This is a genomic window from Burkholderia sp. BCC1047 (assembly GCF_902833155.1).
Lineage (GTDB): Bacteria > Pseudomonadota > Gammaproteobacteria > Burkholderiales > Burkholderiaceae > Burkholderia > Burkholderia sola.
In genome coordinates, this window is the sequence record NZ_CADFEH010000001.1 from 370183 (window position 1) to 391743 (window position 21561).

The following is a 21561-nucleotide window of genomic DNA, read 5'->3' on the forward strand; positions in this document are numbered from 1 at the left end:
GACATGTGGTGTGCGACGGCCGGTCAGGAGGTCCCGCCGCCGAGCGCGCGGTACAGCTTCATCTGGTTGTTGAGCCGGTTCAGGCGTGTCAGTTCGTCGGCGCTTTGCGCGCTCCTCAGCACCTGCTGCTGGTCGAGCCACGGCTGCACGGCGGTCGCGCCGGCCGCGAAGCGCGCGGCGGCCAGCCGTTCGGCGCGCTGCGCCTGCGCGAGCGACAGCGCGCGCTGTTCGGCTTCGCGTTCGAGCTGCACGCGCGCCGACAGCGCGTTTTCCACTTCCGCGAGCGCCGTGTAGAGCCGCTGGCGGAACCCGACCACCGCCTCCTCGTACTGCGACTTCGATACCCTGATCTGCAACTGCATCGTGTTCCACTGGATGAACGGCAGCGCGAGGCCGAGCCCGAGCGTGCCGACCGGGTTCGTCAGCACGCGCTCGAGGCTCGTGCTCGTCGTGCCGGCGCTGCCGGTCAGCGTGAAGGTCGGATAGAAGCTCGTGCGCGTCGCATCGACCTGCGCGAGCGACTCGCGCAACCGGAATTCCACCGCACGCAGGTCGGGGCGCCGGCCGAGCAGGCTGGCCGGCAAGCCGGCCGCCACGTCGGGCGGTGCCGCGTCGGGCAGCGCCGCCGGCTCGGCCGCGCGCTGCTGCGGCGGCCGGTCGAACAGGATCGCGAGCGCGTGGCGGTTCTCGGTGCGCTGCTGGATCAGTTGCGTTTGCGCCGCGCGTTGCGCGGCGAGGCTCTGTTCGGCCTGCGCGAGGTCGAGCCCCGACACGGCGCCGGCCGTGTGCCGCGATCGCACCAGCGCGAGCGTGCGCTCTGCATACGCGATGTTCGCGTCGCCGAGCGCGATCTGCCGGTTCAGATAGCCGATCTGCCAGTACAGCGCCGCGGTCGTGCCGATCAGCGACAGCCGCGCGGCTTCGAGATCGGCGGCCGTCGCGTCGGCTTCCCAGTGCGCGGCATCGCGCAGCGCGGCCAGCCTGCCCCACAGGTCGATTTCGTAGCTAAGCGAACCGTTGAGGCCGCTCGACCGGCTCGTCCGGTGCGTATCGAACGTACGCGACACGGCGCCGTTCGCGCCGAGCGTCACGTTCGGCGTCAGGTTCGTATCGACGAGCCCGGCCTGCAACTGTGCGCGATACACGCGGATCGCCGCGATCGCGAGGTCGTTGTTGGCGCGCAGCGCGTCGTCGATCAACGCGTCGAGTTGCGGATCACCGAAACTGCGCCACCAGTCGCGCGTGGCGGCCGGCGCGTCGGCCGCGACCGGCGCGGCCCAGTTCGCGGGCATCGCGACGGCCGGCAGCGGATCGTGGCGCGCGCCCGCGCAGCCGGCGAGCAGCGCGGCCGCGCACGCGAATGCGCCGAGACGGTGAAGCGGGGAGGAATGCGTGAGGGCCATGTTTCGTCAGTCGCGCGCGAGCGCATCGATCGGATCGAGCCGCGACGCGTTGCGCGCGGGCATGAACCCGAAAATCACACCGGTGAGCGTCGAGCACACGAACGCGGTCACGATCGCGCCGACCGAGAACACCATCTTCCATTGCGCGACGAACGAGAACAGCGCGCCGAGCCCGAACGACAGCGCGATGCCGATCGTGCCGCCGAGCAGGCATACGAGCACGGCCTCGACGAGGAACTGCTGCAGGATGTCGGACTGGCGCGCGCCGACCGCCATCCGGATGCCGATCTCGCGCGTGCGCTCGGTGACCGACACCAGCATGATGTTCATCACGCCGATCCCGCCGACCACGAGCGAGATCACCGCGATCAGCGACAGCAGCAACGTCAGCGACTGGCCGGTTTTCTCGACGGTCTTGACCACGCTGTCCATGTTGTACGTGAAGAAATCCTTGCGGCCGTGGCGCTGGATCATCAGCTTCTCGAGGCTTTTCTCGGCGGCGGCGCTCGGTTGCCCGTCGCGCACGCGCACGGTGATGCTGTCGAGATGGCGCTGGCCGAACAGGCGCCCGCTCGCGGTCGTGTATGGCACCCATACGTTCAGGCTCTTCACGCTGCCGAACGCGCTTTTCTTGTCGGCGGTCACGCCGATCACCACGCACGGCACGTTGTCGACCAGGATCGCTTCGCCGACCGGATTGCGCGTCGCGCCGAACAGCTTGCGGCGCGTGTTCTGGTCGATCACCGCGACCTGCGCCTGGCGGCGCACCGCGTCGTCGTCGAACGCGACGCCGAGCGCGAAGCGCATCCCGCGCGTCTGGAAGTAGCTGTCGCCGACGCCGCTCACGAGCGCGTGGACGTCGACGTTGCGGTAGCGCAGCAGCAGCGTGCGCGACGTTTCGGGCGTCGCGCTGTCGACGTACGGCTGCTCGGCGAGCGCGGCGACGTCGGCGGGCACGAGCGTCTGGATCGTGTCCGCGCGGCTGTCGCCCCAGTCGGTGCCCGGATAGAGGCTGATCGTATTGGTGCCGATGCTGCCGATCTCTTCGAGCATGTAGCGCTTCGCACCTTCGCCGACCGCGACGATCGACACGACCGACGTGATGCCGATGATGATGCCGAGCATCGTCAGCAGCGTGCGCAGCCGGTGCGACACGAGCGCGATCCACGCCATCCGGCACGCTTCGGCGAAGCGGCCGGTGCCGGCGGCGAAGCGGCGGGTGCGCGGGGCGATGTCGGTGTCAGCGCTGGCGGGCGGCGGTGCATCTTCGGAAGGCGGTGCGGGCGGCGTGTCGGTTGCCGTTTCGGGCGTTGCTGCCGTTGGGTCCGCGCCGACGCCAGATTCCGCGAGCGCTTCCGCGTAGTGGCGGTTCGGCCGGTCGGCGACGATCTCGCCGTCGCTGATCTCGATGATGCGCCGCGCATGGCGCGCCACGGCCTTGTCGTGCGTGACGATCACGATCGTATGGCCGAGCGCGTTCAGCTCGTGCAGGATGCGGATCACGTCCTGGCCGCTTTTCGTGTCGAGCGCGCCGGTCGGTTCGTCCGCGAGGATCACCTGGCCGCCGTTCATCAGCGCGCGCGCGATGCTCACGCGCTGCTGCTGGCCGCCGGACAGTTGCCCGGGCCGGTGATGCGCGCGATCCGCGAGGCCGAGGCGCGCGAGCAGCGCGCGGGCGCGGGCGTGCCGCTCGGCGCGCGGGGTGCCCGCATAGATCGCCGGCATTTCGAGGTTCGCGACCGCGTCGACGTGCGGCAGCAGGTGATAGCGCTGGAACACGAAGCCGAAGTGCTCGCGGCGCAGCTGCGCGAGCTCGTCGCTGTCGAGCATGTGCGTGTCGCGTCCGCCGACCGTGTACGTGCCTTCGCTCGGATGATCGAGGCAGCCGAGGATGTTCATCAGCGTCGACTTGCCGGACCCCGACGCGCCGACGATCGCGACGATCTCGCCCGCATCGATCGACAGGTTGACGTTGTTCAGCACGACGACGTCCTTGTCGCCAGCCGGAAAGCGACGCGTGACGGCAGCGAGTTTGAGCAGGGGCTGGCGCATCGTTACACCACGTCCGACAGCGGGACGCGTTCGTCCGCCGATGCTTCGCCGATCACCACGCGCTCGCCGTCCTTCAGGCCGGCCAGCACTTCGACGCGCACGTTGTTGTTGATGCCGATGCGGATATGGCGCGTTTCCGTACTGCCGTCGGCGCGCAGCACGCGTACCGCGACGGTGCCGTCCTTGCGCTTCTCGCCGAGCGCGGCGGCCGGAATGATCAGCGCGTTGCGCGCGTCGCCGAGCACGATGTTGACCTGCGCGGTCATCGCGATGCGCAGCCGGTGCTCGGGATTCGGCACGTCGAACAGCGCGTTGTAGAACACCGCGGCGTTCGGCTTCGCGCCGCCGCCGCCGAGCGGGCTTTGCGCGTCGGCGTAGTTCTGCGGCGCCGGTTCGATCGCGCGCAGCTTGCCGTAGTGTCGCTTGTCCGGTTCGCCGAGGCTCGTGAAATACGCGGTCTGGCCGGCGCTCACGCGAATCACGTCGGCTTCCGACACCTGCGCCTTCACGGTCATCGTGTCGAGATTCGCGAGCTTCAGGATCACCGGCGCCTGCTGCTGCGCGATCACGGTCTGGCCTTCCTGCGTGACGATCGCGACGACCTCGCCGTCGATCGGCGCGACGATGCGCGTGTAGCCGAGGTTGGCCTGCGCGGTCTCGATCTGGATGCGCGCCGAACGGATCTGCGCGGCGAGCGACGCGACGGTGGCTCGCTGCACGTCGAGCGTCGCCTTCGCGGCCTCGAACGATTCGCGCGACGTCGCGTCGTCGGGCAGCATCGCCTGCTGGCGGCGGAATGCGAGTTCGGCCTGCGTCAGCTGCGCGGCCGCCGATTGCTGCTGCGCGCGCAGGCTTTCTTCGCTGGCGCGCGCCTGGCGCAGCGCGTTTTCCGAGATCACGGGATCGATCTCGGCAAGCCACTGGCCCTTCGTGACCTTGTCGCCGAGCTTGACCTTCAGCGTCTTCAACTGCCCCGACACCTGTGCGCCGACGTCGACCTGCCTGAACGCCTGCAGCGCCCCGGTCGCGAGCACCGCGTTCTCGAGATCGCCGCGCGTGACGGGCGCGGACAGGTATTGCGGATGCTTGGCGGGCGCGCAGGCCTTCAGCGTGACGCCGGCGGCGATCGCGACGACGGCAAGGGTAGCCAGCACGATGCGCCGGCGGCGATGGGTCTTCTGGGTCATGAGCATGCAGCGAGGATGAGGCAGGCACCGGCGATGCGTGCGGCCGAACGGAACGATCCGGTCGGCGTCGCATGTCGGGCGTGTTGCCCGCGACGGACGCCGCGTACGCATCGCGCGGGCATGCCGAATCGAATCAGGCGCTCATGGTAAGCGAGGAGTTCGCGCCGTATCGTGTGGGAATTGTGCTGAATTGTGCGGACGCCGTACCCATGCGGTCGGCCAGACCGCGTAATTGTTGCAATCTGTGAAAAGGCGGCGCCGGGCGCTACCGCTGCGCGGCGACGATCGCCATCATCGGCCGGTCGCGTTCGTCATCGAGCGCGTGCAGCGCGTCGATCTGTTCGGGCGTCGACGCCCATTCGTCCCGGTGCGCGGGCGTGAAAGCCGCGACCTTACGCGCGGTCTCCGCCCGCGTCGATCCTGCGCTGCGTATCGGCGTCGACGATCTCGCGGATCGCGCGGAACAACGGTGCGGCGTCGGTGTAGCGCCGGCCGTAGCCGAGGTTGAACGCATAGTCGAAATCGGGCGGATTGCTGCCCTGGTTGTGCTGCACGATCGTTTCGAGCTTGTCGAGCGCCTTCGCCGCGCGGGCCTCCGGCGACGCGGCCGCCTCGTATTCGTCCCACAGCGCGACGATCTCGTCGCCCAGCGTGCGGTCGAGCGACGCGGTCAGCGTCAGCAGATCGTCGCGTTCGTGTGCGCTCTTGTCGGGGTGCGCGGCCTGCTCGATCGCGGGGATGTCGCCGTGCAGCGCCTCGCCGAGGTCGTGGACGACGCACAGCTTCAGCAGCTTCAGCGTGTCGACGCCGGGCAACGCGTCGGCGAACACGAGCGCCATCAGGCCCAGCCGCCAGCTGTGCTCGGCCGTGCTTTCCGCGCGTCCGGCGGATGTGTAGCCGCTGCGCAGCACGTTCTTCAGGCGTTCGGCTTCGCGCACGAAATCGAGCCGTGCGTGGATCGTGTCGGGATTCATGGTCGCGTCCTTGCGATGAGCTATCAAGCGTACGCGCGCCGGCCGCGCTGCGTCCACGCATGAAATATGCGCGGCGCGTCAGCGGGCGTCGAGCGTTTCCACGAGCCGCACGGCCGACCCGTCCGATAGCGTCATCCGCGTCCACCGGCATCGGCTGCCGCGAATCGGCACGACGCGCGACGCATTCGCGCCGGTGTCGAACTCGACGCTCGGCGGCCCCGCGCGATCGTGCCAGCCGAGCGGGTCGAGCGCGGCTTCCATGCGGACGATTTCTGGCGTCGCGTAGCGCCACAGCGACGTGCCGAGCAGCATCGAAAGCGGCTGCGAGAATTCGGCCGCGCGGGCCGGCGAACTGGCCAGCAGACGGTGCGTGAGGTCGCAGACGAGATGCATGCGGCCCGTGCTGCCGGCGATCAGCCGCGCGAGCGCGCGGTCGCCCGCCGAATCGATGCGCGCGGCGAGCAGCCGTTCGGCCGTCGCGCGTTCGTCGGGCGACATCTGCTGGAGGCCCGCCTCCCAGCGCGAGATCGTCGATTGCGCGACGCCGAACAGTTCGGCCGCATGACTTTGCTTCACGCGGTGCAGCGCGCGCCAGCGCTTCAGTTGCGGGCCGAGCGAGGACGAATGAAGCGGTGAGGCGGTCATGGCGATGCTCCTGTTGCGGTCGTGCCAGGCGCGTGGTTACCGCACCGTTACATGATCCGGATGCCGCCGCTTGCCTGGATCGCGATGGCCGCGAACGGCACGAGCACGATGCCGCCCAGCACGAGTACGCCGTCGGCGGCCACCGTGATCGGCGTCGCGAGAATCCGCAGACCCATGCCGACGACGGACGGCGATTCCACGATGTAGACCGAGTACGGGCGGTTGAAGGGTTGCGCGGCCGCGTTGTCCTTCTGGACGAAGCCTTCCGTCGAGTAGCGCTTGCCGTCGATGTCGCCTTCGAGCACGAGGCCGGCCGGCTCGCTGAGGAAGCCGTCGGCGGAGGCGGCCCGTCGATCGTCGTCCGATGCGTCTTTCGGCAGCACGATCCGGTAATGCCCGGTGACGCTGCCGCCGCTCGCATGAAAGTCTGCGAATGTCGTGCGTACCGATTTGCGGTAGCCGGACAGCAGGACGGGCCGCAAGCGGGCCGGCAGATCGAAGATGTAATGGTAGCGCGTGCCGAGGACGACCAGTTTCTTGCCGTCTTCGGTCATCATGAACGCGGATACGTGTTCGCTGTACGCGTCGTTCTTGTACAGCTTCGGCGTGAAGCAGCCCGACAGTGCGAGGCTGCTTGCGGCGACGCCGGCGGCCAGCAGGCGCCGGCGCGTGATGGATAGGCTCATTTCTTGTTGTTCCGTCTGTGCGGTTCGGTTCAGTTCAGTGGCTTTCGCCCTCGGAAGCCGGATTCTCGCGTATCCGCCGCACGTTGTCGAACCGGAAAGCTGCCGCGGCAGCGGGCAGCCGTGCGCATCCGCGCTTCATCGACAACGTTTCCGCGACGCTTTCAACCTATCCCGCCATATCTTATTATTCGGCCAGAGCGGCGAGTGCCGGCCGCCATCGATCATGTCGACGACATGATGCGCCGGCAACGATGACCGTCTTCCGGCCGGCGCGTCGCCCGATGCGCGGTCGACACGGCAGGGCGCGCGAGGCCGCGCGTGTCCCGAAAAAGATACGAGGGCGCGATGGTACGACTGGTGTTGCTGCTGCTGGGCATCGAATATCTGCGAACGCGCTGGCGCGGGCTGACCGTGCTCGGCTGGCTGTGGGTCGTCGCGGGCGTCGGCATTTTCGTCGACGCGCTCGACGGCGCGCTGCATTTCCCGATCGAGCTGTTCGCGTGGCTGTTCCTGATCGAAGGGCTCGCGACGCTCGCGGTGGCCGGCAGCGGGGTCGGCGGGCAGCGCATCCTGCGCTACGTGAAGGGCATCGCGGTCGTGGTGGCCGCGGGGCTCGTGTTTGCCGGCCATCATCACGGCCACTTCCTGCTGTCGATGATCTTCGGCACGCTGTTTCTCGTCGACGGGCTGCTGCAGTGCACGTCCGCGTGGATGGTGCGCTATCGCCGCTGGCACGTCGCGTTCGCGTGGGGCGTCGTCGAGATCCTGCTGGCGATCTTCTTCTTTCAGCCGTACCCGACGCACTACGCGGGTACCGTGCCGTACTGCCTGGGCCTGCTGCTGATGTTCGGCGGCATGCACCTGCTGAGCCTCGCCGCACGCGTGCGGCGGCTGACGCGCAACCCGGCGTTCGCGACGTCGCCCGCGCCGGCGCTCGCGCCGGATCTCGACGATGCGCAGGGCCTGCCGCAGTTCGCGCAATCCGAATGGGACGGCCCGCCGGCCGACGGCGAGCGCGCGCTCACCGTGCACGTATGGACACCGACCGGCACGTCGAAGGCCGAGGCGCAGCGCTATCCGCTGATCGACCGCTATATCGCGGCGGTGGACGTCAACGGCGTGATCTCGACCGGCCATGCGGCGCTGGAATCGCCGGAGGGCATCTACATCAGCCTGTATCCGGGCGTCGAAATCGATCGCTCTCCCGACGAATTCACGCGGATCCTGCGCGCGACGCGCGAGAACGACGTGCCCGGCCTGTTCCAGCCCGACTACGCGACCGAGTCGACGGCGTGGTGCCCGTCGACCGTGCGCGTGCGCATCCGCAACTACGATCCGGCCAAGCTCGATGCGTTCTGGTCGTCGTACCGGCAGAACACGACGTACAACCTCACGCACCGCAACTGCTCGAGCACCGTGTCGAATGCGCTCGAGGCCGCGCTCGACGGCGCCGTGTGGCGGCTGAAGGGTGCGCGGGCCGGGTGGGGCGCGTTCGTGCGGCTGCTGCTCACGCCCGAGCTGTGGGTGGCCGCGCAGATCCGCAAGCGCGCGGTGACGATGGCGTGGACGCCCGGGCTCACGCTCGACTATGCGCGCGCGCTCAGCATGCTCGCCGATCCGCGTCCGTTCGCGTGGTGGAAGGTTGCGCGCTCGGCGGTGAGCGCGATCATGGCGTCGCGCCGCGCGTGGCGCGAGCAGGACAGTGCGGCGCTGTCGCCCGGCGGATCGGAGGCGGCGTCGGTGAAGTGAACGCGTGGCGCCGGATGAGGGCCCGGCATCACAAGGGCGCCACCGTGCGGCCCGGCGAGATTGCCCGCCATAAGAACCCACGGACGACAACGATGAACGAGACGAGAGCGTTCCGCATCCTGACTCCCGCCGCACTGACGCTGGTGCTTGCGCTGGCGAGTGCCGGCTTCGCGCAGGCGGACACGGACGACGTGCCGCGCATGAGCAACGACGTGTACCGGATGTCGGTGTCGTTCTGCTCGAACGTCGCGGCCGCCGAGAAGATCGCGTGCCAGGGCGACATGATCGCCGCGGGCAGCCGGATCGTCGCGGCGATCGGCGGCCTGCCGCCGGCCTCCGCCACGGCGATCGACGAAGGCGCGCGCAACAAGTTGCCGCCGGCCGAGCGCAACGGGCTCGAGCCCGTCGAGCCGGCCGCGATCGACAAGGACGACACGCTGGCCGGCCTCGCGGGCATGGTGCGCCTGTGCGACGTGTACGAGCCGGAACCGGCGGCGCGTGCGCGGCACCACGCGGCGCTGAAGCAGAAGGCGCCCGATGTCGCACCGCGTGTCGAGGCGTTGCTGGCCGATCCGTCGACGGCGGCGCGCCGGCGCGTCAGCATCGGCGTGTGGCAGATTCTCTCGCTCGAGGGCCCCGAAGCGTCGGCCCGCGCGTGCACGCAGCTCGGCACCTGAGCGAACCGCGCATTCTTTCGTGCACCTTCACATTCGTGCCATGTTGCGGCAGCAACAATCGCAGGCAGACATTCGACAATCTTGCGGCGCATCCCGCGACCGCAAGCCTTTTCCGAGGAAACACGCCATGCTGAAGACGCTCGCCCGCGCCGCTGCCGCACTCGCCGTCGCTTCCGTTTCACTGCACGCCGCCGCGCAGACCAGCTACGACTACCTGTTGCTCGCCGCGTCGTGGGAGCCCGGCTTCTGCGCGTCGCACGACACACCGGAATGCACGAACCTCGCCGGCTCGTATGCGGCGACGAGCCTGTCGCTGCACGGGCTGTGGCCGAACCGCTATGACGGGAACCAGCCTTTCTACTGCGGCGTGCCGCAGAACGACATCGACCTCGACAACGCGCACGAGTGGTGCAGCATGGATGCGTACCCGATCAGCAGCGCGACGCGCACCACGCTGTCGACGTACATGCCGGGCGTCGCATCGTGTCTCGACAAGCACGAATGGTTCAAGCACGGCACCTGTTCGAATTCGGCGACGCCCGATGCTTACTGGAACCAGGCGTCGGGCATGATCAGCCGGTTGGGCAACACGTCGTTCAACGCGTTCCTGCAGGCGAATGCGGGCAAGACGGTGACGCGTAACCAGTTGCTGTCGGCGTTCGAAGGCGCGTTCGGCAGCAACACGCGCAGCGCGGTGTCGCTGAAATGCACGAAGACGAACGGCGTGAGCTACTTCACCGAAGCATGGATCGCGGTGAAGACGAATGCGACCGCGCAGTTTCCGAGCGCCGCGTCGCTCGTGACGGACGGCAATACGCAGGGCACGTGCCCGACGTCGGGGGTGTTTATCGCGAAGTGACGGGCGCGGCCGACGTGCGCGATATCGCGCACGTCGCGGGCGGTCCGGGCGTTCGGGGATGTCGGGCGCGTCGTTGATGGCGCGCATGCACGTTTGGCGGGCGGCGACACACATCCGCTTCCGCGTCGGGCGGCTGCACTCAATGTGCCGCGCAAGGCGCGCCGAACCATCGCGTGACCGCCTGCGTGGCGGCGTCGATGTCCACGTCCGCATCGTCGTCGCAGGCCCACGCGACGAAACCGTCCGGGCGCACGAGCACCGCCCGCAATCCGAGTCGGTCCTTCGCGTCGCTCGCGATATACGCGATGCGGTCGCGCCAGCGGCCTGCCACGGACCGAAGCGGCCGGTCCGCATCGAAGTCCAGCAGCACGCCCTTGCCGTGCCTCACGTGTTCGCCGAGCCGCGTGCCGTCGGCCAGTTCGAAGTCCGGAACGCTTCGGCCCACGAGCGGATGGCCGCCGCCGAGATCGTACGCGAGCGACACGCCCCACAGGCGTTCGGCGAAGTACGTCGCGCCGTCGCGCGTGTCGACGAGATCGCGCATGATCGCCGCGAGCGCGCGCGAACCCGGCGAGGGCCGCATCAGCGCGACCTGCGCACGCGACCAGTCGAGCACGCGCGCGCCCACCGGATGCCGTTCGTCCGTGTAGCTGTCGAGCAGGCCCGTCGGTGCGTCGCCGCGGATCGTCGCGGCCAGCTTCCAGCCGAGATTCATCGCATCGCCGAGCCCGAGATTGAGCCCCTGGCCGCCGAGCGGCGAGTGGATGTGTGCGGCATCGCCCGCGAGCAGCACGCGGCCGTCGCGGTACGTCGATGCCTGGTACGCGCGATCGGTCCACGTGGCGGCGAGCCGGAGCGCGGTCAACGTGACGCCGGCGCCGGACACGCGGCGCAGCACGTCCTGCGCATGTTCGAGCGTGATCGGCCCGCTCCGGTGGAACGCGCCGCCGTCGAACTCGACGAGCGCGACGGTCCCGGGCGGCGTGTACGTGTACATGCCGGCAGACGTGTAGTGACGGCCCGGCAGCAGCGCGCCCGGATCGGCGAACTCGGCTTCGATCGAGTAGCCGGTGAACTCGGCGTCGGTGCCGGCAAACCCGAAGCCGCCGGCCTTGCGGACCGCGCTGCGGCCGCCGTCGCAGCCGACGAGCCAGCGTGCGCGGAATGTCTCGCCGCCTGCGTACAGCGTCACCGCATCGTCCGACTGATCGAAGCCTTCGACGGCAAGACCGCGCCGAATCTCGACGCCCGTTGCTTGCGCACGGGCGGTCAGCACGGATTCGATCCGCGCGATGTCGGTCGCCATGTGCGTGCCGGCCGGGCCGGGCAGATGGTACGGCCACTGCGACGCATCGATGTCGTCGTGGAAGAACTGGATGCCGGCGAAATGACCGGCCGGACGACGCGCTTGCTGCATCCAGTGCGCGGTGTCCGTGGCGCGGGCCGGCAGCGCGATGCCGTCGAGCAGGTCGCGGCGGTGGAGCGCGTCGATCGTCGGCGCGGACAGGCCGCGCATGCCGAACGGGAGATACTTCAGCGGGGATTCCGGATCGTCCGCCTGCTCGACCACCAGCACGGACGCACCGGCGACGCGTAATTCGCAGGCGAGAAACAGGCCGACAGGGCCGGCTCCGGCAATCACGACATCATGGGTCACGGGCAGATTCATCGATGGCTCGGTTTCGGGGCAAGGCGGCCCGGTGTGGTCGAAAGGGCGGTATGCGCCGGGATTGCGCATGCGTCGGGAAACTTGTGGAACGTTGTTCCATCGGCGAGATATTGGAACGCTGTTCCAGATGTGTCAAGCTAGCGCGCATGAAAACCAGCAACCGGACCGAGCGGCGCGCGGACGCGCTGTCGAAAGAGCGAATCGTCGAGGCCGCGATCGCGATCCTCGACCATGCAGGCGAGGGCGCGCTGACGTTTCGCGCGCTCGCCGCACATCTGGCGACCGGAAGCGGCGCGATCTACTGGCATGTCGCCGACAAGCACGGCCTGCTCGCGGCGGCCGCGGATCATGTGATCGCGGCTGCGCTGACCGACGTGCCGACGGAGCCTGACGGCGATGCGGCGCAAGCGCTCCGGCGCATCGCGCTGCGCCTGTTCGACGCGTTCAGCGCGCATCCGTGGGTCGGTGCGCAGTTGTTCCGGGAGCCGTGGCAGCAGGCGGTGCTGCGGATCCTGGAGCGCGTCGGCGGGCAGCTTCAGGCGCTGGGCGTGCCTGAGCCCGCGCAATTCAACGCGGCGTCGGCGCTGATGCATTACATCTTCGGGCTGGCCGGCCAGTACGCGGCCGGTGCGCGGCTGCATCCGCGCGAGGCCGGGCAGCCGGAGATCGTCGCGACCGTGGCCGAGCGGTGGGCGCAGCTCGAACCGGCGCAGTATCCGTTCGTGCGCAAGGTGGCCGAGCAACTGGCCGCGCACGACGAGCGCGCGCAGTTCCTGGCCGGTATCGATCTGATTTTGGCGGGGATCGGGGCGGCGGCCCGGTAGGCCCGCCGTCGGATGCATGGTTTCGAACGGCGGTGCGACGAGTCCGTTGTCACGCCAGCAGCCGCAGCGCATCCGCGAGCGACAGCACCGTCGTACGCGATTCGAACGCGGTGGCGAACAGATGCTCGTGGACGATCGGGTCCGGGTCGTAGCAACAATCCTTGACCGTGTAGAGGCGGAAATCGGCGTCGCTCGCGTGCGCGATCGACGACAGCATCACGCCGGTCGATGCGATGCCGACCATGATCAGCGTATCGACGCCTTGTGCGATGAGCCGCGCCTGCAGATCGGTGCCGAAGAATACGCTCGCGCGGTGGGCCAGGATCAGCGGTTCGTCGGGCCGTTTGGCAAGCTCCGGGGAGGGGCCGTCGTTGATGAACAGGCCGAGTTGCTTGATGCCCTGGCCGTTCTTGTTGCGCGGACTCACTTCCGGATAGCCGGGGCTGAACCGGAGATTCGCGAACCACACGCCGACGCCGGCAGCGCGTGCCGCATCGCAGAGACGGCGCGTATTGGAAAGCAGTTCAGGGGCGACCGACGGAAAGAGGCCGAGGATGTCGGTCTGGTAATGCATGACGAGCAGTGCGGTTTTGGATGGCGCGATGGCGGGAATCCGGTCGATCGTGCTTTGAGCGTGTGCGTTGTCATCATTGGCGGGCGAGTGGGTTGCCATTTCGATATCCGGTGCGGTTTCCTCGTTCATGAATGACGTTCTCCGTGTTTTTGGCAAATCGCATCTGATTGTTTCGTGCGTGTCGTTCCAAGCGTCGACCGCTCGGTATAAGCCGTCAACGACTCCAGCGTCAACATGGATCGGCGAAACGGTCGCTCGCGCCGGTTGCAGCCCGACATCCCAAATGCTGCGCGCGGCGGACGCGTTTTGTCCTTTCTGCAAGCCGCTATCATGGACGTTCAACTTAAAGGAGAACACCTGATGAGCCGGCCAGATTTCATTAAGCATTGGACTGAACTCGAAGAACCGGATGCGCATTCCTATCGCGGCGATACCGAGCCAATGGCGCTCGACGCGCCGCTTTCAGCCGCACTTGGCATTACGCGTATCGGAATCCATCATGTCAGGCTGCTGCCCGGAAGGCGGACGTCATATCCGCACGCCGAAAGTACCGAGCAGGAGTTTGTGTACGTGCTCGAAGGCAAGCCCGATGTATGGATCGACGGCGTGCTTCACCCGGTTGCCGAGGGCGATTCCGTCGCGTTTCCGGCAGGCACCGGAATTTGTCACACCTTCATTAACAATACGAAGGATGAAGTCAGGTTGATGGTGATCGGCGAACGTCCTCGCGACGACAACCGTATCCGTTACCCGCTCAACGAAGCGTACGAACTTACCCGCGCGGACCGATGGGTGGACTGGCCGACGCGACCGCTCGGAGACCATAACGGGATGCCGGACTGACGCGTATGCGTGAGAGCGCATCGGCCTGCGGATTCGACCTGTCGATACGGCGAATGGATGAAATCGCTCGGCCGGTGTATCTGGGGTGCAGCGCGCTATTTCTTTGAAATCAATCCAGTCATATATTGGTTCAGGTCGCGAAAATCTTTAACCGTCCATTGATGGGGAGGCAGTTTTACGCCATTTTCCCGCAAGGTTTTGGGAATCAGGTCTCCGTTTGGACGAAGTATGACCGATGAAACGATAACGCCCGGATAGTCACTAAGCCGTTTCTTGAAAGCGGGTGTCGTAAGGTCGGGGGTGGGCGGACTGCTTTTGTTGGCCAACGGTCCCGTTCCTCGGGCGTCTGCTCCGTGGCACATGGCGCATCTCGCCAGGAAGATCCTTTTCCCGTTGTCACTATCCGCAAAGGCTGCGGATGGTTGAGAAAACAATGAAATTCCCAGTGAGGCGATAAGCAATATTTTCATTTTTTATAAGCTGTCGGATGGGTATGCCGATATTGATCTGCCACGATTGCGCCAAATGACGCACGCCCAACGTCACCCCCTCAAAAAATCGACCGCCCCGTATAAGTCGTCAACCACTCCAGCGCCAGCGTCCCCGCCAACGAATTCCCGTTCGCATCCAACCCCGGCGCCCACACGCACACGGCCATCTCTCCGGGCAGCACCGCGACGATCCCGCCGCCGACGCCGCTCTTCGCCGGCAGCCCGACCCGATACACGAAATCACCGGCCGCATCATAGGTCCCGCAGGTCAGCATCAGCGCCGACAGCCGCTTCGCGGAACTCGAATCGACGATCCGCTCGCCTGTCGCCGGCGCGACACCGCCGTTCGCAAGAAACAGCGCGGCGCTGGCCAGCTCGACGCAATTCATCTCGATCGCACACTGCCGGCAATACGCGTCGATCACCGTATCAGGCGGCATCTGCATGTTGCCGAAGCTCGCCATGAAATGCGCCATCGCGCGGTTGCGCTCCGCGTGCTGCAACTCCGACGTCGCGACGCGCGAATCGTAGTTGATGTCGTTCGCGCCGATCAGCCGCCGCACGAATTCGACGAGCGCCGTCTCGGCCTTCACGAAGCGGCGGCACAGCACGTCGGTGACGACCAGCGCGCCCGCATTGATGAACGGATTGCGCGGCTTGCCGCGCTCGCTTTCGAGCTGGACCAGCGAATTGAACGCGGTGCCGGACGGCTCCCGGCCGACCCGTTCCCACAGCTCGTCGCCGAGCAGTTGAAACGCGAGCGTGCACGCGAACAGCTTCGAGATGCTCTGGATCGAGAAGCGCTCGTGCGCATCGCCGACCGTGTAAACGTTTCCGTCGAGCGTCACGACGGCCATCCCGAACTTGTCGGCGGGCACTTTCGCGAGTTCGGGAATGTAGTCGGCGACCCGGCCCTGGCCGATCCAGGGGGCGAGTTCGGTGTGGATACGTTCGAGAATCGTCTGGTAATTCATCACGTCAGGCAGGGTAGAGGCAGAGCCGGGATTCCGGCGAGCCCGTATGGAACCGTCCCGGCGTCGATTCGTCAAGCGCGGCCGGAATCCCGCCCTTATTTTCAAGACCGCCAAACAGGTGAGCGGCGGGCGCAGTATCATGCGGTACGTTTCGGCCGAGGGCCGGCGTCCGGCACCCGCCGGCGCCTCCCGCGGCTTCCTCGATGATCCGACCGCCGCCCATGTCTTTTCGCATCCTGCTCGTCGAAGACGACACCCGCTTGTCCACGCTGATCGCCGGCTACCTGCGCAAGAACGACTATGAAGTCGACACCGTGCTGCATGGTGACGCCGCGGTGCCGGCGATCCTGTCCATTCGTCCCGATCTCGTCATTCTCGACGTGAACCTGCCGGGCAAGGACGGTTTCGAAATCTGCCGCGAGGCGCGCAAGCAGTACGACGGCGTGATCATCATGGTGACGGCGCGCGACGAACCGTTCGACGAGCTGCTCGGCCTCGAATTCGGCGCGGACGACTACGTGCACAAGCCGGTCGAGCCGCGCATCCTGCTCGCGCGGATCAAGGCACAACTGCGCCGCGCACCCGCGCGCGCGGCCGAGAGCACCGCGCCGCAGCCGGAGCGCTACGCGTTCGGCAAGTTCTCGATCGACCGCACCGACCGCACCGTCGTGCTGCCCGATGGCAGCACGCCCGATCTGACGTCGGCCGAATTCGACCTGCTGTGGGCGCTCGTGTGTCATGCGGGCGAAGTCGTCAGCCGCGACGATCTGATGCTGCAGCTGCGCGGCGTCGAATTCGACGGCCTCGACCGCACGATCGACGGGCGCATCTCGAAGCTGCGCCGCAAGCTGCGCGACGACGCGAGCAACCCGCAGCGGATCAAGACGATCCGCAGCAAGGGTTATCAATTCAGCAAGCACGCGTGGGAATGACGCCGCGCTCGCGCGACGCCGTCACGTTCCGCGCGGGCATTCCGCCCGCCGGCCGGGAGCCGCGATGATTCGACGAACCCGTTCGCACCCCGAGGCACCGCCGTTGCCGACGCTGCGCTACGTCAAATGGCGCTGGCTGCATTTCCGCCGCGCGTGGACCGACACGCGCGCCGACCGCATTCCGAGCTGGTCGCGCCTGTACGTGCGCACCTACCTGCATCTGCTCGGCCTCGTGTTGCTCACCGCGCTGGTGCCCGCGCTCGCGCTGTGCGTCGTGTTGTCGCCGCAGGTCGTGTGGCACGCGTTCGACGCGTTGCCGGGCGACATCTGGATCGTGCTCGCGTTCGTGTTCACCGCGCCCGCGCTCGCCGCGTACCGGTGGATGCGGCCGGTCTGGTCGGATCTCGTGATGGTGCGCGAGCGTGCGATCGACTTCACCGGCGGGCGCTTCAACACGCGCGCCCGCGAATCGCACAGCGTGATCATCGGCCCGCTCGCGCGCACGCTGAATGCGCTCGCGATGCGTATGGAGCGGCTGATCGCCGCGCAGCGCGATCTGACGAACGGGATCTCGCACGAACTGCGCACGCCGCTCGCGCGCGTGCGCTTCGCGCTCGAAATGCTGCGCGAACCGGGTTCGGCGGCCGAATACCAGGGCGCGCTCGAGAGCATCGCGCAGGACGTGACCGAGCTCGAGGAGCTGATCGACATGAGTCTCACGTACGCGCGGCTCGAATACAGCTCGCTGCAGTCGAACCTCGAGATGATCGCGCCGGTCGCGTGGTTCGAGCACCAGGTGAACGACGCGCAACTGCTGTATCCGGACCGTACGATCGAGGCGCGCGTCGCGATCGGATCGGATCTGCGCGTGAAGATGGACCGGCGGCTGATGTCGTATGCGATGCGCAACCTGCTGCGCAACGCGAGCAAGTACGCGAACGCGCGGATCGTCGTCGGGATCGCGCTGGTGCACGGCAACATCGGGATCTTCGTCGAGGACGACGGCCCGGGCGTGCCCGAAAGCGAGCGCGAACGGATCTTCGACGCGTTCGTGCGCCTCGACCGTCGCACCGGCGGCTACGGGCTCGGCCTGTCGATCACGCGGCAGGTGCTCCACGCGCACAACGGCCGGATCGCGGTCGTCGATCCGGTCGAGCTCGGCGGCGCGCGGTTCGAGATCAGCTGGCCGGTCTAGCGCGACGTCGCGCGATGCTCGGCACGCGGCAATCGTGAAGGCGCAGGCTGCCGGCGAGCGCGCGGGGCGCGACGCCGACGCGGACGCCGCCGAAGCGGCATCCACGCAGGCTCAGTAGGTGCGGCCGAGCTGCAGGTAGAAGTTGCGTCGGCCGCCCGGGGCGAGCGCCACGCCGATATAGACGGGCCCGAACGCGGTCGACAGGCTCGTGAAGAACGTATAGCTCTGCTTGAGCGCGCCGCCGCCGATCTGCTGGCCGCTCGACCACACGTTGCCGACTTCCGCGCTGGCGCCCACCGACAGCGCCTTGATCGGCGACGCGTTGAACGTCATCAACTGGTTCATGTACGTGATCTGCCCGTACGCGAGTTCGTTGCCGTTCAGCTGATCGGCCGCATAGGCGGACAGATGCTGGAAGCCGCCGAGCGTGAAGTTGAACGCGTTGATCAGGTTGGTGCCGCCGATGCTCTTGCCGCCTTCGATCGTCGCGCTGACGCTGTGCCGGCCGAACTGCTGCGCGATCATCGCCTTGCCGTAGATCTCGGTATAGGGCGCGTTGTTGATCCCGTCGTCGAATACCTGCGCCGAGCCGCCGTTGCGCGACACCAGCGAGCGTTCGACCCGCAGTTCGCCGAAATAACCCTTGCGCGGGAACATCGGATCGTCGAGCTGATCGATGACGAGCCGCGCCCGCGCGATCAGCGCCTGCGACGTGAAGCTCGGCCACAGCAGGCTCTGGCCGCTGCCGTCGTCGAACGGCAGGTTGTAGGTCGGCGAGCCGTGTCCGGTCACGTAACCGAGGCCGACGCGGAAATCGCCGAGCCGCGCGATCGGCAGGCCGAGGTCGATCCCGGCGCGCGCCGTCTGCATCAGATACTGCGTGATCTTCACGTCGCCGGAGTCGTCGTACAGGTTCGCGTAGCGACGCTGGTATTCCGCGTACGGCGACAGGTACACGCCGTACGCGGTCGACAGCGGCTGGCGCAATTCGACGCGCGCCGACTGCAGGTCGCTGCCGATCGTCGTGTCCGCGCGGAATTCCAGCCCCGACTCGGTGAGCCACGGCCGCCGGTAGCCGACGTGCAGGCGGAAGCCGCCCTCGTCGGTCGAACTGCTCGACATGCCGAGCCCGAACAGCAGGAAGTTGGGCCCCCAGTACTTCTCGCGCGCGTCGATCTCGAGCACGTTGTCGTCGCCGCGGCTCACGATCTGCTGCGTGACGCTCTCGAAGTTGCCGCCCGTCGTGAGTCCGAGCAGATCCTGGCTGACGGTCTTTGGATCGTAGATGTCGCCGGGTTTCACGTGCAGCGCGTCGCTGACGACGCGCTTCGGCACGCCGCCGCTGGTCTTGATGTCGATGCGCGTGATGCGGATCGGCGGCGGCAGCGGCTGCGCGTGCGCGGACCGGTAGGCCGCGTACTGTTCCGGCGTGAGCGCGAAGCGCCGCAGCTTCGGCAGCGCCGCGGTCGCGGCGATCTCGCCGGCGGCGATCGCCTGCTTCGCGTTCTGGAAATCGGTGAACGCGAGCGCGCCGAGGTCCGGCGTGAGCAGCACGTCATGCGCGTCGAGCTGCTTGCGCTGCGCGGTCACGTTCTGGCGGATCAGGATGCCGACCATCTGCTGCATCACGTCGGCCGGCGACGCGAGCGCGTCGAGCGGGCGCAGTTGCGAGCCGATGTCGACGGCGATCACGACGCTTGCGCCCATCTGCCGCGCGGTGTCGACGGGCAGGTTGCTGACGAGCCCGCCGTCCACGAGCGCGCGCCCGTTGATCTCGGCCGGCGCGAACAGGCCCGGCATCGCCATGCTCGCGCGAATCGCGAGCGGCAGCGAGCCGTGGTCGAGCACGACCATCTGACCCGTCTGCAGGTCGGTCGCGACCGCGCGGTACGGGATCGGCAGCTGGTCGAACGGCTGGTTGGTCGGCACGGCGGCCGTCCAGTTCGCGAGCAGCGCCTGCAGCCGGTTGCCCTGTACGAGGCCGACCGGCGCCTTGACGCCTTTCTTGCCGAAGCCGAGCGTCAGCCCGTTGATGTACAGGCGTTCGTCTTCGCGGCTGGTTTGCGGCAGGTCCGCGCGGTCCGTCACGTCGAACGCGATATCCGCCAGGTTGACCTCCGACAGCCGCTTCTGCATCTCGTCGGCCGCCATCCCGCTCGCGTACAGGCCGCCGACCACGGCGCCCATGCTGGTGCCCGCGATGCAGTCGATCGGAATCCGGTTGTCCTCCAGTACTTTCAGGACACCGAGGTGTGCGTAGCCGCGCGCGCCGCCGCCGGACAGCACGAGGCCGATCGACGGCCGGCCGGCCGGGCCGCCGTCGGCCGCGCAGGTGTGCGCCGCCGTAGCGGGTGCGGCGGGCGCGGCGGCGGCCGGCGCGTTGGCTGCAGCGGTCTGGGCGGCGACGGGTTCGGCGGCCGGCAGCGGTTGCGCGGCGACCGTGCAGCACCAGAAGGCAACGAGCGTCGTGCAGAGCGGGCGCATGGGCGCCCAGCGGAAGGAAACGGTCGCTGTCATGGTGAACATACCTGGCGTGATCGTGCGTCTGAGGCCTGCCGGGAGCAGGCAAGACCGAGAGATTACCGTGTTTTACAGGCCCGACGCGAGCGGCCGTCGGGTGGCCGGACGTGCCCGAAACGCCACATCCGGCAATTCCGTCGCGAAAAAATCATCGGAATTGCCTAAAGTATCGGAACGATTTGCCGCTAAGCTCGTGATGGGGCGGTATGGACGCGCGGCAAAATGTGCGGTGCGGCTGTCCCGGCCCGTTCCCTCACAAAGGTTTGATATGTCGACACCGCTGTTCGGAAAGTTGTTTGCGCAACCCGTTGCGATCGACCCGGGAACGGCGAGTACGCGAATCTATACGCACGAACGCGGCGTGGTGCTGAACCAGCCGTCGGTCGTCTGCTTCCGCAAGGGCGGCGCGAGCGACGCGCGGCCGACGCTCGAGGCCGTCGGCGAGCTCGCGAAGGCGCTGCTCGGCCGCGAACCGGGGCATCTCGAAGCCGTGCGGCCGATGCGGCACGGCGTGATCGCGGACGCGCACGCGGCCGAGCAGATGATCCGCAGCTTCATCGACATGTCGCGCACCCGTTCGCGCTTCAGCCGCCGGGTCGAGGTCACGTTGTGCGTGCCGTCCGACGCGACGGCCGTCGAGCGCCGCGCGATCCGCGAGGCCGCGTTCGCGGCCGGCGTATCGGAGGTCGAACTGATCGAGGAGTCGCTGGCGGCCGCGCTCGGCGCGGGTTTGCCGGTGACCGAGCCGGTCGGCTCGATGGTCATCGACATCGGTGGCGGCACGACCGAAGTCGCGGTCGTCGCGCTTGGCGGCATCGTCTACCGCGAGGCGATCCGCGTCGGCGGCAGCCAGTTCGACGCGGCGATCGTCAACCACGTCCGCAACCTGTACGGCGTGCTGCTCGGCGAACAGACGGCCGAGCACGTGAAGAAGACGATCGGCTCGGCCACCAGCGCGGTGCCGCGCACGTCGACCCGCGCCGTCGGCCGCAGCATCGGCGACGGCCTGCCGCGCTCGGTCGAGCTGTCCAATCACGACGTCGCGGACGCGCTGGCCGCGCCGCTCAAGCAGGTGATCGGCGCGGTGAAGTCGGTGCTGGAAAACGCGCCGGCCGAACTCGTGACCGACATCGCGAATCGCGGCGTGGTGCTCACCGGCGGCGGCGCATTGCTCGCCGATCTCGAACGCCTGCTGTACGACGAGACCGGGCTGGTCGCGCGGATCGCCGACGAGCCGGCCACCTGCGCGGTGCGCGGCGCCGGCGAGGCGATGGGGCGGCTCGCGATGTGCCCGGCCGATTGAATCG

General features: G+C 67.9%; 19 protein-coding genes. 8 read left to right on the forward strand and 11 right to left on the reverse strand.

The genetic code is table 11. The features are described from left to right. Positions 1-23: 23 nt before the first annotated feature. The 6 genes from HWX55_RS01510 to HWX55_RS01535 form a co-directional block, all read right to left on the reverse strand. The gene (locus tag HWX55_RS01510; protein WP_175973403.1) at positions 24-1403 is read right to left on the reverse strand and encodes an efflux transporter outer membrane subunit; all 1380 of its coding nucleotides are present in this window, start codon (positions 1401-1403) and stop codon (positions 24-26) included. A 6-nt stretch (positions 1404-1409) separates the two neighbouring features. Beyond that, positions 1410-3455 carry a MacB family efflux pump subunit gene (locus HWX55_RS01515; RefSeq protein ID WP_175973405.1) on the reverse strand — a complete coding sequence of 682 codons (2046 nt, stop codon included), beginning with the start codon at positions 3453-3455 and terminating at the stop codon, positions 1410-1412. A gap of 2 nt (positions 3456-3457) precedes the next feature. Then, positions 3458-4642, reverse strand: coding sequence for a macrolide transporter subunit MacA (gene macA, locus HWX55_RS01520; RefSeq protein ID WP_175973407.1), 1185 nt, complete (start codon positions 4640-4642; stop codon positions 3458-3460). Positions 4643-5034: 392 nt separating this feature from the next. Next, positions 5035-5616, reverse strand: coding sequence for an HD domain-containing protein (locus tag HWX55_RS01525; RefSeq protein WP_175973408.1), 582 nt, complete (start codon positions 5614-5616; stop codon positions 5035-5037). A gap of 78 nt (positions 5617-5694) precedes the next feature. Then, positions 5695-6261, reverse strand: coding sequence for a helix-turn-helix transcriptional regulator (locus tag HWX55_RS01530; RefSeq protein WP_175973410.1), 567 nt, complete (start codon positions 6259-6261; stop codon positions 5695-5697). Between the two features lie 47 nt (positions 6262-6308). Continuing rightward, positions 6309-6947 carry a hypothetical protein gene (locus HWX55_RS01535; RefSeq protein ID WP_175973412.1) on the reverse strand — a complete coding sequence of 213 codons (639 nt, stop codon included), beginning with the start codon at positions 6945-6947 and terminating at the stop codon, positions 6309-6311. Positions 6948-7292: 345 nt separating this feature from the next. Between HWX55_RS01535 and HWX55_RS01540 the strand changes: the two genes are divergently transcribed. The 3 genes from HWX55_RS01540 to HWX55_RS01550 all read left to right on the forward strand — a co-directional run bounded on the left by HWX55_RS01540 (position 7293) and on the right by HWX55_RS01550 (position 10232). Beyond that, entirely contained in the window at positions 7293-8696 is a 1404-nt protein-coding gene (locus HWX55_RS01540) for a DUF308 domain-containing protein (RefSeq protein WP_175973414.1), read from the forward strand. Positions 8697-8788: 92 nt separating this feature from the next. Beyond that, positions 8789-9373, forward strand: coding sequence for a hypothetical protein (locus HWX55_RS01545; RefSeq protein WP_175973416.1), 585 nt, complete (start codon positions 8789-8791; stop codon positions 9371-9373). Between the two features lie 127 nt (positions 9374-9500). After that, positions 9501-10232 carry a ribonuclease T2 gene (locus HWX55_RS01550; protein WP_175973418.1) on the forward strand — a complete coding sequence of 244 codons (732 nt, stop codon included), beginning with the start codon at positions 9501-9503 and terminating at the stop codon, positions 10230-10232. Between the two features lie 139 nt (positions 10233-10371). Here the strand turns inward: HWX55_RS01550 and HWX55_RS01555 are convergent, their stop codons facing one another. Beyond that, positions 10372-11901: an FAD-dependent monooxygenase gene (locus HWX55_RS01555; protein ID WP_175973420.1), complete on the reverse strand. Its 1530-nt coding sequence runs from the start codon at positions 11899-11901 to the stop codon at positions 10372-10374. 146 nt (positions 11902-12047) lie between these two features. Here HWX55_RS01555 and HWX55_RS01560 point away from each other — a divergent pair, with 146 nt between their 5' ends. Continuing rightward, the gene (locus HWX55_RS01560) at positions 12048-12725 is read left to right on the forward strand and encodes a TetR/AcrR family transcriptional regulator C-terminal domain-containing protein (RefSeq protein WP_175973422.1); all 678 of its coding nucleotides are present in this window, start codon (positions 12048-12050) and stop codon (positions 12723-12725) included. 49 nt (positions 12726-12774) lie between these two features. Here HWX55_RS01560 and HWX55_RS01565 read toward each other — a convergent pair whose 3' ends face one another. Beyond that, positions 12775-13398, reverse strand: a complete 624-nt coding sequence (locus HWX55_RS01565; protein WP_244140467.1) for an isochorismatase family cysteine hydrolase — start codon at positions 13396-13398, stop codon at positions 12775-12777. Positions 13399-13659: 261 nt separating this feature from the next. On the opposite strand from HWX55_RS01565, the gene HWX55_RS01570 reads away from it, so the two are divergent. Continuing rightward, positions 13660-14142, forward strand: a complete 483-nt coding sequence (locus tag HWX55_RS01570) for a cupin domain-containing protein (protein WP_124681405.1) — start codon at positions 13660-13662, stop codon at positions 14140-14142. 95 nt (positions 14143-14237) lie between these two features. Here HWX55_RS01570 and HWX55_RS01575 read toward each other — a convergent pair whose 3' ends face one another. Both HWX55_RS01575 and HWX55_RS01580 read right to left on the reverse strand, forming a co-directional pair. Continuing rightward, positions 14238-14612: a cytochrome c gene (locus HWX55_RS01575; protein ID WP_175973425.1), complete on the reverse strand. Its 375-nt coding sequence runs from the start codon at positions 14610-14612 to the stop codon at positions 14238-14240. Between the two features lie 80 nt (positions 14613-14692). Beyond that, positions 14693-15607, reverse strand: coding sequence for a glutaminase (locus HWX55_RS01580; RefSeq protein ID WP_175973426.1), 915 nt, complete (start codon positions 15605-15607; stop codon positions 14693-14695). Positions 15608-15828: 221 nt separating this feature from the next. Between HWX55_RS01580 and HWX55_RS01585 the strand changes: the two genes are divergently transcribed. After that, positions 15829-16539: a response regulator gene (locus HWX55_RS01585; protein WP_006498855.1), complete on the forward strand. Its 711-nt coding sequence runs from the start codon at positions 15829-15831 to the stop codon at positions 16537-16539. Between the two features lie 64 nt (positions 16540-16603). Beyond that, complete coding sequence (locus HWX55_RS01590) at positions 16604-17734, forward strand: ATP-binding protein (protein ID WP_175973428.1); 1131 nt, start codon at positions 16604-16606, stop codon at positions 17732-17734. A gap of 111 nt (positions 17735-17845) precedes the next feature. Here HWX55_RS01590 and HWX55_RS01595 read toward each other — a convergent pair whose 3' ends face one another. Continuing rightward, a complete protein-coding gene (locus HWX55_RS01595; protein ID WP_175973430.1) occupies positions 17846-20251 on the reverse strand; it encodes a patatin-like phospholipase family protein in 2406 nt (801 codons plus the stop codon). A gap of 271 nt (positions 20252-20522) precedes the next feature. Between HWX55_RS01595 and HWX55_RS01600 the strand changes: the two genes are divergently transcribed. Further along, entirely contained in the window at positions 20523-21557 is a 1035-nt protein-coding gene (locus HWX55_RS01600) for a rod shape-determining protein (protein WP_050018222.1), read from the forward strand. Positions 21558-21561 lie beyond the last annotated feature (4 nt).